9 protein-coding genes are annotated in these 15,191 nt (G+C 59.1%); 5 read left to right on the top strand and 4 right to left on the bottom strand.

Features of this window, described 5'->3' with window-relative positions:
• Window positions 1–151: 151 nt before the first annotated feature.
• Both V9K67_RS08030 and V9K67_RS08035 read right to left on the bottom strand, forming a co-directional pair.
• Window positions 152–1,057, bottom strand: coding sequence for a glycosyltransferase family 2 protein (locus V9K67_RS08030; protein WP_336721336.1), 906 nt, complete (start codon window positions 1,055–1,057; stop codon window positions 152–154).
• Between the two features lie 28 nt (window positions 1,058–1,085).
• Window positions 1,086–1,700, bottom strand: coding sequence for an acyltransferase (locus tag V9K67_RS08035; RefSeq protein ID WP_336721337.1), 615 nt, complete (start codon window positions 1,698–1,700; stop codon window positions 1,086–1,088).
• A 271-nt stretch (window positions 1,701–1,971) separates the two neighbouring features.
• On the opposite strand from V9K67_RS08035, the gene V9K67_RS08040 reads away from it, so the two are divergent.
• The 4 genes from V9K67_RS08040 (at window position 1,972) to V9K67_RS08055 (ending at window position 9,339) form a co-directional block, all read left to right on the top strand.
• Window positions 1,972–3,162, top strand: a complete 1,191-nt coding sequence (locus tag V9K67_RS08040) for a glycosyltransferase family 2 protein (protein WP_336721338.1) — start codon at window positions 1,972–1,974, stop codon at window positions 3,160–3,162.
• 39 nt (window positions 3,163–3,201) lie between these two features.
• Window positions 3,202–6,000: a PAS domain S-box protein gene (locus V9K67_RS08045; RefSeq protein WP_336721339.1), complete on the top strand. Its 2,799-nt coding sequence runs from the start codon at window positions 3,202–3,204 to the stop codon at window positions 5,998–6,000.
• Window positions 6,001–6,156: 156 nt separating this feature from the next.
• Window positions 6,157–8,547 carry a TonB-dependent receptor gene (locus tag V9K67_RS08050; RefSeq protein WP_336721340.1) on the top strand — a complete coding sequence of 797 codons (2,391 nt, stop codon included), beginning with the start codon at window positions 6,157–6,159 and terminating at the stop codon, window positions 8,545–8,547.
• 3 nt (window positions 8,548–8,550) lie between these two features.
• Window positions 8,551–9,339 carry a DUF4249 domain-containing protein gene (locus V9K67_RS08055; RefSeq protein WP_336721342.1) on the top strand — a complete coding sequence of 263 codons (789 nt, stop codon included), beginning with the start codon at window positions 8,551–8,553 and terminating at the stop codon, window positions 9,337–9,339.
• Between the two features lie 70 nt (window positions 9,340–9,409).
• On the opposite strand, the gene V9K67_RS08060 is transcribed toward V9K67_RS08055, so the two are convergent.
• Both V9K67_RS08060 and V9K67_RS08065 read right to left on the bottom strand, forming a co-directional pair.
• Window positions 9,410–10,408, bottom strand: a complete 999-nt coding sequence (locus tag V9K67_RS08060) for an SDR family oxidoreductase (protein WP_336721344.1) — start codon at window positions 10,406–10,408, stop codon at window positions 9,410–9,412.
• 289 nt (window positions 10,409–10,697) lie between these two features.
• Entirely contained in the window at window positions 10,698–11,555 is an 858-nt protein-coding gene (locus V9K67_RS08065; RefSeq protein WP_336721346.1) for an alpha/beta fold hydrolase, read from the bottom strand.
• A 540-nt stretch (window positions 11,556–12,095) separates the two neighbouring features.
• On the opposite strand from V9K67_RS08065, the gene V9K67_RS08070 reads away from it, so the two are divergent.
• Window positions 12,096–15,191: a SusC/RagA family TonB-linked outer membrane protein gene (locus V9K67_RS08070; protein WP_336721347.1), complete on the top strand. Its 3,096-nt coding sequence runs from the start codon at window positions 12,096–12,098 to the stop codon at window positions 15,189–15,191.

A 15,191-nucleotide genomic window follows, 5' to 3' on the forward strand; every position in this document is an offset into this window, starting at 1 on the left:
AAACCCTTATTTATTTTTGTAAATTTTTATATGTAAGAGAAAATTTTCATACAACTACGGAAAGGGGGCGGAAACAGTATGCCAGCGGAATTATTTTTTCATGATCTAATTGTAAATTTTACGATGTGTTCGGGGCTGCCCGGCTTCCGGCTCAGTTCTTGTCGTGCCGGTCCGTTTTCCCGTTCCGGAAGTTCCAGACCAGGCCTTTCCAAAAGGCGGCCAGGTGGCTCCATTCCCTGCCGGCCAGGTGCTGCAGCAGGTTTTTGGGAACGGCAACGCCGTAGTAATAGCCCAGCATCGGCAGCCGGTGACGGCCAAACGTATTGCGGCGCAGGTACAGCAGGCGGTTGCGGCTGTAGTAATAGGTTTTCAGGGGCGAGTTTTTGCCGGTGCTCATGGACTCCTTGTGCCATACCCGGCTGGCCGGCTCGTACCAGATGGAATAACCGGCCCGCTTAATCTGTTCGCAATAATCCATTTCCTCGTAGTACAGGAAGTACAGTTCCGCCATCGGCCCTACCTGGTCCAGCACCCGGCGCGGGTACATCATGGCCGCTCCATGGGCCCGCGAGGTGGGCGCCGCGGTATCGTACTGCCCGTTGTCCTTTTCGAGGTTGCCGATGCAAAAGCCGCGGCCCGTCACCGGGTGGATGGGGGTAAAGCCGGCAAACTGGAGGGTTTGCGGCTCGTCGAAGTACAGGAGCTTGGGCGAGACCACGCCGATGCTTTTGTCGCCCTGCAGGCGGGCCACCAGCGGTTCCAGGAAGCCCGGGTCCACTTCGGTATCGTTGTTCAGCAGTAAGATGTAGTCGCCGTCGGCGGCTTCCTGTCCGAGGTTGTTGCCGCCGGCAAAGCCCAGGTTGGCGCCGGCTTCCACGTATTTGATCCAGGGAAATTCCGCGGCCAGGCTCCGGCAGGGAACCCGGGAGCCGTTGTCCACAACTACTACTTCCCAGGAAGGGTAGGTGAGTTGCTGCAGCGAGCGCAGCAGGGCGGCCGTTACGTCGGTGCCGTTATAGTTGACGGTGATGATGGAAACCTTGGGCGATTGGTTCATGCAGTCAGGGTATAAGGTGAAGGAAGGGTCAGATGCGGTCCCACTGTCCAGTGGCGTCATTGTATTTTTTGATCACGCGGGCGGGGTTGCCCACCGCCACGCTGTAGGGCGGGATGCTTTTGGTAACGACGGCGCCGGCCGCCACTACCGAATGCCGGCCGATGGTGACGCCGGCAGTGATGACCGCGTTGGCGCCGATCCAGCAGTTGTCTTCAATGGTGATAGGGGCGGTGGTCACCGGTTGCTGGTGGATGGGGACGGCCACGTTTTCATAAACATGGTTCAACCCGCTCATCACGATGTTCTGGGCCAGGATCACATGGTTGCCGATGCGGACGGGGCCGATGATTACATTGCCCAGCCCGATGCGCGAATGGTCGCCGATCGACACCGCGCCCACGCCGTTGTTCACCGTGGCAAAGTCCTCCACCGTGCTGTAATCGCCCATGCTGAAGTGGTTGAAGGGCAGTACGTCCATCCGGGTACGGCGGCAGACCACGGCGCCTTTTCCTTTTTTATGAAAAAACGGGTTGAGCAGGTAGCGTACCCATAAGCGGGGCCGGGCCTGGTGCCGGGGGATCAGGCACCAGTGCGCCAGTTTTTTCAGGCCGGGATTGGATTTTACCTTTTGAATCAACGACATAGCGGGGATAAGTTAAAATGAGCAGCGGGCCGGTTCCGGCCAACGGGGGGCGATATTAAGCCGAATGCCGTTATCCTGCAAGAATTTTCGGCGAAGAGGGGTGAGCCGATGGTGAAAATTACTAAAATGTTACTACGTATTAATAGGTAATGAAATGTGGAAGGGGTGTTTTGTTTGTTTAACCGTTATCGAATAATATTGCGCTTTATTCCCTTTTTTTGGTCCGATTCCACGGTTGCTGCCCTAACTGCCAACAATATAATTCGATTCTATGATCAGCGCTTTCTGGCTTTCGCTCTTTATTGTCTTCTACACCTTTATGGGCTATGGCCTGCTGTTGTTCCTGCTGGTAACGATCCGGCGCCGGGTCCGGGGCCGCCGCACGCCCCCGGATGCCGCCGCCCTGCCCACCTGCACCCTCATCGTGGCAGTGTATAACGAAGCGCCCATCCTGGAAGAAAAGATCGCCAATACCCTGGCCTTGCAGTATCCTGCCGGCCGCCTCTCCATCGTGTTTGTAACCGACGGCTCCTCGGATCACTCGCCGCAGATCGTGCAGCGCTACCCCGCCTTGAAACTGCTGCACAGCCCCGAACGCCGCGGGAAGATCCACGCCATGCACCGGGCTATGCAGCAGGTGGATTCCGAGATCACCATTTTTACCGATGCCAATACCTTCCTGAATGAGGAAGCGCTGGTGCAGATCGCCCGCCACTATGCCGATGCTTCGGTGGGTGCCGTGGCCGGGGAAAAGCGGGTGAAGATCGATGCTTCCGCCGATGCCACTGCCGGCGAGGGCTTTTACTGGAAGTATGAATCCCTGCTGAAGAAGTGGGACAGCGAGCTGTATTCGGTGGTAGGCGCCGCCGGCGAGCTGTTCAGCATCCGCACGGCCCTCTACATTCCCGTTCCGCCCGACACGGTGCTGGACGACTTCATGATTTCGCTGCGCATCGCCGAAAAAGGCTACCGCATCGTATACGAGCCGGAAGCTTATGCCCTGGAAACCCCCTCGGACAACGTTTCCGAGGAGCTGAAGCGGAAGGTCCGCATTGCCGCCGGCGGCATCCAGTCGGTGCTGCGCCTGAACAGCCTGCTGAACCCCTTCCGCCAGCCCGTGCTGAGCTTTCAATACATCAGCCACCGGGTGCTGCGCTGGACGGTGACGCCCTTCCTGCTGCTGCTGGCTTTTGTGCTGAACGGGCTGATCGTGGCGCAGGGCGCCCCGCTGTTTTACAGCCTGCTGCTGGCAGGGCAGGGGTTGTTCTACGGGCTGGCCGCTGCCGGCTGGCTGTTCGAAAAGCGCAACCTAAGGGTAAAGGCCCTGTTTATTCCCTACTATTTCTGCGTGATGAACTACGCCGTGCTGGCAGGCATCTGCCGCTACGCTTTTTCCGAACAGCAAGTGACCTGGGAAAAGGCGAAACGAAAAACGCTGCAACCGGCGGCAAGTGAACAATAGGCAAGCCTGCAGTATCCGCAATTATCCCATTCCTTTAGCATGACCCCTGATCTTCATATAGAAGCGCTGCAGCAGCAGCTCCGGCAGGAGCGGCAGGCACGGCAGGAGGCCGAACACCGGCTGGCCGACCGTACCTCCGAATGGCAGCAGGCCTGCAACGAGCTGGAGCGGCTGCGCCACCAGTTCGACCAGGAGCTGGAGCGGCAGACCGCCGACATCAAGTCCCTGGCCCTGTTTGCCGTGCAGTATCCCGAGCCCCTCATCCGGATCAATTTCGAGGGCGAGGTGATCGCCAAAAACGTTTCGGCCACCTTCCTGCACGATTTCTACTTCGGCGCGAACTATTACCCTGCCCACCGGCTCTGGGCGCTGATCGCCAAATTCGTGCAGCACAAAAAGTCGGACTGGCAGCTGGAAGTGAGCTGTAATGACCGGCTCTACCTGTTCATGTGCAGCCCCAACGCCAAAAACGACTTCATCAACATCTACGGCAAGGACATCACCCAGGAACGCAAGGTGTTTGAAGAAATGCAGTGGCTGTCGCTGGTAGCCAGCGCCAATGCCAACGGCGTGATCTTCACCGGCACCGACGGCAACATCTCCTGGGCCAACGAAGGCTTTTCCAAGCTGACGGGTTATTCGGAAAGCGAAGCCCTGGGCAAAAACCTGTTCCTCCTGTGCTGCGGTCCCAATACCTGCGACGAAACCCTGGAAAAGATGCAGCAACGCTTCAGCGAGGGCAAGCCCTACTACGGCGAGGTGATCCAGTACCGCCGCGACGGCAGCCGCTTCTGGGCCCGCTGCAACGGCCAGCCGATCCAGAACGGCTTCGGCGAAGTAACCCAGTATTTTACCGTGGTGGAAGACATTACGGTGGAAAAAGAACAGGAAGTAAAATTGATTAAGCGCGAGGAGCGCTACCGCAGTATCATCGCCAACGTACACCTGGGGCTGGCCGAAATGGACCTGGACGGCCGCATCCGCTTTGTCAACCAGCAGTTCTGCGCCATGAGCGGCTATTCGTCCGACGAGCTGCAGGGCGCCGTGGTGCAGGACCTGCTGTTCCACGAAGCGCACCGCCCCGCGGCCCGCGAGGAAATGGAAAAACGCCGCCGCGGCATCTCCGGCTCCTACGAGGTGGCCGTGGTGCACAAGCAGGGCGACACCCGGTGGTGGATGGTCAGCGGCGCTCCCCTCTACAGCGACGAAGGCGTTATCATCGGCGCCATCACCGTATTCCTCAACATCACCGAGCAAAAGGTGCTGGAGAAAAAGCTCCGCGATGCCAGCAAGGCGGCCCAGGATTCGGTGCGGGCAAAAGAGAACTTTCTGGCCAACATGAGCCACGAGATCCGCACGCCCATGAACGCGGTGCTCGGCATGCTGCAACTGCTGCAGAAAACCTCCCTCGACGAGGAGCAGCGCATGTACCTCAAGACCATCCACCACGCGGCCCGGAACCTGCTGGTGATCATCAACGATATCCTGGATTTTTCAAAGATCCATGCCGGCAAGGTGTCGCTGGAAACCATCGGCTTCGACCTGCGCAGCCAGTTGGAACAGGCCATTTTTTCGTTCCGCTACAAGGCCGAAGGCAAGGGGCTGGGCTTTTCCGTCAGCATCGACGAGCGGATCGAAAAGGTGCTGCTGGGCGACCCCTACCGCCTGAACCAGATCCTCATGAACCTGCTGAGCAATGCCGTCAAGTTTACCGAAAAGGGCAGTGTGCACCTGAGCTGCCGCGTGCTCAGCGAGGAAAACGGCGGCCAGAGCCTGCTGCTGCAGGTAACCGATACCGGCATCGGCATGGACGAGGGCTACCTGCGGTCGCTGTTTGAAAAGTTCACCCAGGAAGACGAGAACGTGGCCCGCCGCTACGGGGGCACCGGCCTGGGCATGACCATCACCAAAGAACTGGTGGAGATGATGAAGGGCACCATCGAGGTGTCCAGTAAAAAGAATGCGGGCACCAACGTCACCCTGCGGCTGGCGTTCCGCAAGGGTACGGAGGCCGACCTGCCCCGCAAGGAAGAGAAGATCATCGACATCGGCCTGCTGCGCGGCAAGCGGATCCTGCTGGCCGAGGACAACCAGATGAACCGCATGGTGGTGAACGCCATGCTGCACCACTACGGCGTGCAGGTGGCCGAAGCCGTCAACGGCCTGGAAGCCATCGACCGCCTGCGCTATGGCGGTCCCTTCGACCTGGTGCTGATGGATGTGCAGATGCCCGAAATGGACGGCCTGGAAGCCACCTTCCTGATCCGCGAGTCGGTCAATGCCACCATCCCCATCATTGCCCTGACGGCCAACGCCATCAGCGGCGAAATGGAAAAATGCCTGCAGGCCGGCATGAACGGCTACCTGTCCAAGCCCTTCGAGGCGGAGGACCTGCTGCACCTGATCGCCAAATGGGTGGGGCATGAAGGGGAGTTGCCGCTGATCCTGGAAGAGACCGCCGCCCAGCCGGCCGGTCTCCAGCACCCCCTCTTCAACCTGGCGCACCTGCGCACCCTCAGCCGGGGCAACGAAGAGTTTGTCCGCAAAATGCAGGAGGTCTTTATCCGCGAAGTGCCCGCCACCCTTACCGGCCTCCGCGAGGCTTACCTGCAAGACGACCTCAAACAGGTAAAGGCCCTGGCGCACCGCATCAAGCCTTCGGTGGACAACATGGGCATCGTGGCGCTGAAAGGCGACCTCCGCCGCGTGGAAGAGCTGGCGCAGGAAGGCAGCAAGGGCGGCGAACTGGAAATGCTGCTGCTGAAGCTCGAACGCATCCTCTCCAGCGTGGTCCGCCAGATGACCGGCGCCACGGCCGAAGAGGTGGTGGGAAGCTAGCCCGCCCGGCACCCATGCAACCATTTTTGAAAGCTCCGCTACCTGCCGGGGCTTTTTTCTTGCCGTTGCCACAATTTTATAATTGTTTCACATAATAATATAAACGGGGCCGCTGTTCCTCCCGTTACTTTTGCGCACCTCTAAAACACATTTTTGATGATCCCATTCCAACAGCCTGCCCGGGAGCGGCAACGACCTTCTTCCGGTAACAGGATTCCTGCTGTTCGACTGCAATTCCTGGGCTTGCTCTTCCTCTTCCTGTGCACCGCCTTTTCCGCCGCGGCCCAGGAGCGCTACACCGTCAGCGGCACCGTGACCGCCCGCAAAACCGGCGAGCGCCTGTCCGGCGTTTCCGTACGGGTAGTAGGCGGCGCCGAGGGCACCGCCAGTAACGAATACGGCTTTTATTCGCTCACCCTTTCCAAAGGCTCTTACACCCTGGCCTACAGCGCCGTGGGCTTTGCCGAAACCACCCTGCAGGTGGCGGTGGACCAGAACCGCGCCCAGGATATAGCCCTGGCCGGCAAGGAAGAGCAGCTGCAGGACGTGGTGGTGCTGGCCCGCTCGGGCTCGCGCAGCCTGGCCAGCCCGCAGATGGGCGCCGAGCGCCTCAGCGTGGAGGCCATCAAAAGCCTGCCGGTGCTGCTGGGCGAACGCGATGTGCTGAAGACCATCCAGCTGCTGCCCGGCATCAAGGCCTCGGGCGAAGGCAGCAGCGGCTTTTTCGTCCGCGGCGGCGCCGCCGACCAGAACCTCATCCTGCTCGACGAGGCCCCGGTCTACAATGCTTCCCACCTGCTGGGCTTTTTCTCCACCTTCAACTCCGACGCCATCCGCGACATTACCGTCTATAAAGGCGGCATGCCCGCCCAGTACGGCGGCCGCCTGTCCTCCGTGCTCGACATCAAAATGAACGAGGGCAACAACCAGGACTATGCCGTCAGCGGCGGCATCGGCCTCATCTCCTCCAAGGTGAACGTGGAAGGCCCCCTGAAAAAAGACAAATCATCCTTCCTGGTGTCGGGGCGCCGCACCTATGCCGACCTTTTTTTGAAACTCTCCCCCGACAGCAGCGTGAACAACAACCAGCTGTACTTCTACGACCTCAACGCCAAGCTGAACTACAAGCTGGGCAACAAGGACCACCTCCACCTTTCGGGTTATTTCGGACGCGATGTGCTGGGCTTCCAGAACCGCTTTGGCATCAACTGGGGCAACGGCACCGGCACCCTGCGGTGGAACCATATCTTCAACAGCCGCCTGTTCGTCAACACCTCCCTGATTTTTTCCAACTACAACTACAAGATCAGCATCAAGCAGGAAGCCGACGACTTCGGCATCTTTTCGCAGATCCGCGACGTCAACCTGAAGCAGGACTACCAGTGGTACCTCAACAACCGCAATACCGTGCGCTTTGGCGTGAATTCCATCTACCACATCATCCGCCCCGGCGAGGTGAGCTCCACCGAAAACCCCGATATCCGCGACTTCAGCCTGCAGCGGCGCTTCTCCTGGGAAAACGCGGCCTACGTGTCGAACACCTTCAAGGCATCGGACCGCTTCAGCCTGTCGTACGGCCTGCGCCTGACCGCCTTCAGCGTGCTGGGCAAGGGTAACTTTTACGGCCTGAACCCCGACGGCAAGGTGGTGGATACGTTTAGCTACAAAAGCGGCGCCTTCGTCCAAACCTACGTCAACCCCGAGCCCCGGGTGGCTGCCAGCTACCAGCTGTCGAATGCCGCCTCGCTCAAGGCCTCCTACGTGCGCAACGTGCAGAACCTGCACCTGATCTCCAACTCCACCACCACCAGCCCCACGGACAAATGGGTGGCTTCTTCCAACCTCATAAAGCCCGAGCTGTCCGACCAGGTGTCGGCCGGATATTACCGCAACCTTGCGGGCGGCCGCTACGAGCTGACGGTGGAAGCCTACTACAAGGACATGCAGAACCAGATCGACTACCGCAACGGCGCCGAGGTGTACTCCAATGACGCCATCGAGTCGCAGCTGCTGTTCGGCAAGGGCCGTGCTTACGGCATTGAATGGCTGCTGAAGAAGACCGAGGGCCGCTTCAACGGCTGGATCAGCTATACGCTTTCCAAGACCGAGCGCCGCTTCGACGGCATCAACAACGGCAACTGGTTCAATGCCCGCCAGGACCGCACCCACGACATCGCGCTGGTGGGTTCGTACAAGCTGAATGAGAAGTGGACCCTGTCCGGCACCTGGATCTATTATACCGGCGACGCCGTGACCTTCCCTGCCGGCAAGTACCGGGTGGACGACCGGGTGATCTTTTATTATACCGAGCGCAACGGCTACCGTATGCCCAACTACCACCGCCTCGACCTGGGCGCCACCTGCCAGCTGAAGAAAAAGGGGAGGTTCTCCTCCGAGCTGACCTTCAGCCTGTACAATGCCTATGGCAAGGAGAACCCTTATTCCATCAGCTTCCGCGAAAGCGAGGACGATCCCACCAGGACCGAAGCGGTACAGGTGGCCCTGTTCAAGTTCGTTCCTTCCATTTCCTACAACTTTAAATTCTAGACCATGAAACAAACAGCTTTTTGGCTTTATACCCTGTTGCTGGCCGTTATCATCACTTCCTGCGAAAAGGTGATCGACGTAAAGGTGAACGAGGCCGATAAGAAGTACGTGGTGGAAGGCCAGCTGACCGACAGCGCGGGCTCCTGCCAGGTGCGGATCACGCAAACAAAGAATATCGACGAGAACAATACGTTCGGCGGCGTCAGCGGCGCCCAGGTGGTCATCACCGACGAAACCGGCGCCGTGCATACCCTGGCCGAAAGCAGCCCGGGCGTATATGTCAGCCCCCTGAAGGGCGTGCCGGGCCGGCTCTACAGCCTGCGGGCGGCCGTGGGGGGACAGGTGTTTACCTCCGCCGTGCGCATGCCGCAGCCATTGGGCCTCGACAGCCTGTATGTGTCCAAAATCACCGTGTTCGGTGAGGAAAACAGGATTCCCAACCTGATATACAAGGATTCGACGGGCAAGGGCAACGCCTACCGTTTTATTCCCTACGTCAACGGCAAGAAAGATAAAGGCATCTTTATCGAGAACGACGATTTTTCCGACGGCCGCAGGAACACCACCACGCTCTACATCGATGGCGACGAACTGGAAAAGGGCGATACGCTGACCGTCGAGATGCAGTGCATCGACCCGGTTTTATACAAGTACTGGCAGACGCTGGCGCAGGGCTCCACGGGGCAGAGCCAGACCGCTTCGCCCGCCAACCCGATTACCAACATCTCCGGCGGCGCGCTGGGCTATTTCAGTGTGCATACGGTGCGTCGCCACAGCCTCGTAGTACAATAGCTTTTGTTTTACTACATGAAAAAGCCCCGGAAGCTCCCGGGGCTTTTTTGTTGACTATTTGATAAAAAAATCAGGGCAGGCCGCCACCGCCGGCGGCTCCGTAGATCTGGCCGGTGGCATAGCTGTTGTCGTTGGCGGCCAGTTGTACGAAGATCGCGGCCAGCTCTGCCGGCTGGCCGGGTCGGCCCAGGGGCGTAGCGCCGCCAAACTCTTTGACCTTTTCCTGGGTGGCCCCGCCGCTCACCTGCAGGGGCGTCCAGATGGGGCCCGGCGCCACGCCGTTGACGCGGATGCCTTTGGACGCCAGCTGTTTGGCCAGCGACCGCACGAAGTTGGTGGTGGCGGCTTTCGTTTGGGCGTAATCGTACAATTCCGGGGAAGGGTCGGTGGCCTGCACCGAGGTGGTGCCGATAATCACCGATCCGGGCTTTAAAAAGGGCAGCGCCGCCCGGATGATCCAGAAGGGCGCATAAATGTTCGTTTTCATGGTAGCGTCGAAGTCCTCGGTGGAGATGTCCAGGATGGAGGGCTTCGTCTGCTGGCGGGCGGCATTGCTCACCAGGATGTCCAGTCCGTCCAGGCCCTGTACGGCATCGGTCACCAGTTGTTTGCAAAAAGCCTCGTCGCGGAGGTCGCCGGGAAGGGCCAGGGCTTTTCTTCCCTCGGCCCGGATCAGGGCGATCACTTCCTGTGCGTCGGGCTCCTCGGTGGGATAGTAATTGATGGCCACGTCGGCGCCCTCGCGGGCAAAGGCGATGGCGGCGGCCCGGCCGATGCCCGAATCGCCCCCGGTGATGAGGGCTTTCCGGCCGGCCAGGCGGCCGGAGCCTTTATAGCTTTCCTCGCCGTGGTCGGGCAGGGGGTCCATTTTCCCCGCCAGGCCGGGCCAGGGCTGGGGTTGTTCCTTGAACGGGGGGCTGGGGTATTTGGTACGGGGATCTTCCAGTTCCCCCGGAGGTTCATTGTTATTCGTTTCGGGGGCAGCCCCTATGGGCGCTCCAACGGCCGTGGTCGGTGCCGGTTCCTGTACGGAGGCCGCTTTGTTGTCGGTGATTTTATTTACGTTCATGTCAGGTGCCGCAAACAGGATTACGGTACTTTTTCACGGAGGTGGGGTAGCCGCTGTTTGCGGGAAAGGCATAAAAAATTCTGTGCCAATTGAGAAACGATTTATCCACGGGGGCCGGGAACATCTTCTCTGCTTTTTTTCCCAAACGGCCTGTTCACGTACCCCGGAATTGTATTCCGGGAAAGGACGCTTCGACCTTTGCTCCGCAGGATGATCTGAACTTACCCGGAATACAATTCCGGGGTACGCGATCATGCCTTAAGCGGAGAGGCAGGGATGAAAGTCCCTCCTATATTTTTTGCTTTTTCAAAAACCGGAAAATCTCCTCTTTCAAGGCGGCCTTATCCTTTTCCGATACCGAGTGGCCGGCACCTTTTACAGTATGCAGTTCGAATGGGACATCCGCCTTTTGGAGGCGGTCCAGCAGGATCAGCGATTGTTGGTAGGGAACGGTATTGTCCTTATCCCCATGCATGATAAAAACGGGTGGCGAATTTTTGTGGACATAAGAAATAGGGGATAAGGTGTGGACAAAGGCCGTGTCGTTTTCGCGGCCGCCCAGCCAGGCGCTGGAAGCTTTGCCCGGCTTGCGGATGGTTTCCCACCGGTTCAGGTCGGCGGGGCCGGCCCGCTCAATAATAGCAGCGATGGAAAAGGAAGGCGTGTTCTTTGAAAAGCAGCCGGCACTATAAAGCGTATCCCTTGCCGTTAGGCCGGTCATGAGCGCCAGGTGGCCCCCGGCGGAAACACCCATGACGATGATTTTTTTTCGGTCAATGCCGTAGGTGTGGGCTTTCTGCAGCAAATAAGCCAGGGCGCAACGGGTATCCTCGATGGCCGAAGGGGCGGGTGCCTGGCCGGCCAACCGGTATTCCACGTTGGCAATGACGAATTCCTTCTCAAAAAAAATAGCGAAGTCCTTTTCCTCTTCTTTCTTTCCATGCACCCAGCCACCCCCGTGAATAAAAATCACCAGCGGTTTTTTCCGGTGATTGTTTTTCGGGGTATAAAGGTCCAGGCGCCCTTGCCAGTTATCCACTTTTTTATACACGATATCACGGGTAAGTTGATAGTTCTCAGGAGGAATCAGCTGACCGTGCGCAAGGTTGCAACAGAAAAGCAGGAGTAGAAGCAGTTTGACAGGCATAGAATGGGTCCGTTCGGGTGGACAGACAATAATAAGACATTAGGGAGGAACCTTACGTCGCCAGGGCACCGGTTGCCCCTTTTCCAAGGAATAAAGTTTAAACTTTGTTATGTCGGCAAAATGCGTTTATATTTGTCCACCATTTCAATAGACTATTGCTTGCCCCGTTCATTTGAAGAGTACTGTTAACCGCCAGCACTGCTCCAAACCATTATTTCTAAATCGTACTGTAATGTGTAAGATCCTGTCTGTATGCACTGTCCGTATGGCGGTAGAAGCTCCTGTTCCTTCATTAGCCCACTGCTGCTGTTCCGGTAATTAGTTTTTTTCCGCCCAAAGAGGTGCGACCCGGCCTGTTGCATGCAGGGCAGGGCATCCTCTGTGCCGGCGTTACCCTTTCCGGAACAACAGCCGATACAGTCGGCAGGCCGGCGGTTGGCTCTTCCCTACCTGCTATGGGCTGTTGTTCCGGGAAATACGCCTTCCCCTTCCTGCCGGGAAGGGACTTACCTGTCATTTATTCTATTTAACCCATTCAAGATGGCGCAAACCTACCTCCCGTACAAGGGAAACCTTTATAAGTATATTGCTTTCTTCATCCTGCTCTTCCTGGCCTTCGCCCAGGTAGCCGGCGCGCAAACCCAAAACATTGCCCTCCAGGGCGTGGTCCGGGACGGGGCGACCCACCAGCCCCTGACAGGGGCCACCGTGCGGCTCAAAGGCACCACCCATGAAGTGGTCACCAACGACCGCGGCGTATTTGGCTTTTCCACCGGCCAGCGCTTCCCGGTTACCTTTATCGTCAGCTTCGTGGGCTTCCGGACCACGGAAGCCACCCTCCAACAGCAAGGCACCATCGAAATCGACCTGCAGGCGGCCACCACCCAGCTCAACGACGTGGTGGTGGTGGGCTACGGCACCCAGCGCAAAAGCGACCTGACCGGCTCCATCGCCTCTATTTCGGAAAGCCAGTTCAAGCGAACCCCCGTGGCTTCCCTGGACAATGCCTTGCGGGGACGGGCTTCGGGCGTGCTGGTGACCTCCACCTCCAACCAGCCGGGCGGCGCCACCAGCATCCGCGTACGCGGCAACAACTCGGTGAACACCGGCAGCGAACCGCTTTATGTAATAGACGGCTTCCCGGTTTACAACGACAACAGCGCCTCCAGCGCCGGGGCGGCCGCTGGTCCCAGGCTGAATGCCCTGGCCCTGATCAACCCCAATGATATCGTGTCCGTCGAGATCCTGAAGGATGCCTCCGCCACCGCCATCTACGGCTCGCGGGGCGCCAACGGCGTGGTGCTGATCACCACGAAGAAAGGACAGGAAGGCGCTACCAAAATTGACGTCAACGCGTATTACGGCCAGCAGAAAGTGGCCAAAAAGCTCGCCCTGCTGAATGCCACGGAGTTTGCCCAACTGGTGAACGAAGCCAACGGCACCACCGTATACACGCCGCAACAGATCGCCGCTTTCGGCAAGGGCACCGACTGGCAGGACGAGGTGTTCCGCACCGCCCCTGTCCAGAACTACCAGGTGACGGCCTCCGGCGGCGATGCCCAATCGAAATACGCCCTTTCGCTGAACTACTTCGACCAGCAGGGCATCGTCATCAACTCCGGCTTCCAGCGCTATGCCGCCCGCTTCAACTTTGAAAAGAAGGCGACCGACCGCCTGACCTTCGGTACCAGCGTCACGCTTTCCCGCTCCGACGCCAACGTGGTGCTCAGTGCCACCGGCGGGGGCGAAGGCACCATCGGCGTGGTGGGCTCCGCCCTGGCGTTCTCGCCCATCCTGCCCGTACGCAACCCGGATGGTACCTACGTGCTGGAAAACGACCGCGGCATTCCCATGGGCAACCCGGTGGCCACGGCCAACGAGCTGACCAACAAAACGGCCGCCTACCGCACCCTCGGGAATATTTTCGCCGACTTCCGGATCGCCAACGGCCTGACCTTCCGCACCAGCATCGGCGCCGACGTGCTCCAGCAAAAGGAAAAATACTACGCGCCCCGCACCACCCTGGCGGGCTACACCGTGCAGGGCACCGGCCGCGTGGGCTCCGTGGCCTCGCTTTCCTGGCTGAACGAGAATACCCTGACCTACCTGCGTACCTTCAAAAAACACTCCCTGACGGCCCTGGCCGGCGTGTCGGAACAGAAGTTTACCCGGGAGGCACAAACCTCGGGGGCCTCGGGCTTTGTCAACGACCTGCTGGGAGCGGATAACCTGGCCTCCGGAGCCATCATCAGCACCCCTTCCACCAACACCGCCAGCTGGAGCCTGCTGTCCTACATCGGCCGGGTCAACTACGGCTATGCCAACAAATACCTGCTGACCCTGACCGGCCGCGTGGACGGCTCCTCCAAGTTCGGCGCCAACAACAAGTACGGCTACTTCCCCTCGGGCTCCGTTGCCTGGAAGCTGTCGGAAGAAGACTTTGTCAAGCAACTGGGATTGTTCCACGAGCTGAAGCTGCGGGGCAGCTACGGCCGCACCGGCAACCAGGAGATCAACAGCTACCAGTCGCTGGCCAGCCTCTCCAATATGAGCTATGTCATCGGCGACAACATCGTAAAAGGCTTTGCCCCCTCCAACATTCCCAACCAGGACCTGAAATGGGAAACCACCTCCCAGGCGGACGTGGGACTGGACGCTTCCTTTTTTCGGGGGCGCCTCAACGTTACCCTGGACCGCTACTACAAAAAAACCACCGATATGCTGCTGTGGGTGAACGTGCCCTGGTCCACCGGCTTTGCCTCGGCCCTCCAGAATATCGGCAGCGTGGAGAACAAAGGCGTGGAGCTGGGCGTGCAGGCCACCGTGGTGGACCGGCCCTTCAAATGGAACACCAGCTTCAATATTGCCGCCAACCGCAACAAGGTGCTGAGCCTGGGTCCCGTGACCCAGATCCTGACCGGCGAGATCAACGGCTACCTGAAAATCTCCGACCCCATCGTCATCGAACCGGGCCAGCCGATCAGCTCCTTTTTCGGTTACCGCAGCGCGGGCATTTTTCAAAACAAGGAGGAAGTGGCCAAAAGCGCCCAGCCCACCGCCCAGCCCGGCGACCGCAGGTACGTGGACGTCAACGGCGACGGCAAGCTGGACGCCACCGACCGCACCTTTATCGGTCATGCCGACCCGAAATTCTTCGGCGGCATGACGCACGACATTTCCTATAAAAACTTCGACCTGGCGCTTTCCTTTAACTGGGTATCGGGCAACACCATCCTGAACAGCACCCGGGCGGAACTGGACCTGCCCACCGGCCAGAAGAACAGCGCCGCCCGCGTAAAGGACCGCTGGACGCCGGCCAACCCCACGGCCACCATCCCCAGGGCCAGCCTGAACCGCTCCTTCCTGTTCTCAGACGCCCTGCTGGAAGACGGCTCGTACTTCCGCCTGGGAACGGCCACGCTGGCCTACAACCTCCCGGAAACCTGGCTGCGGGCCGCCCGCTTCCGCCATGCGAAGGTCTATGTGTCGGCTACCAATTTATTCACCCTTACCCCCTACAGCGGCTACGATCCCGAGGCCAACCAGTCGGGGCAAAACAATATCCTCCGGGGCATCGATTCCGACTCGTATCCCAGTGCCAAAACCATCCAGTTCGGCGTCAACCTGGGACTGTAA

The organism is Huijunlia imazamoxiresistens, assembly GCF_037132455.1.
In the GTDB taxonomy this organism is placed as follows: domain Bacteria; phylum Bacteroidota; class Bacteroidia; order Chitinophagales; family Chitinophagaceae; genus Flavisolibacter; species Flavisolibacter imazamoxiresistens.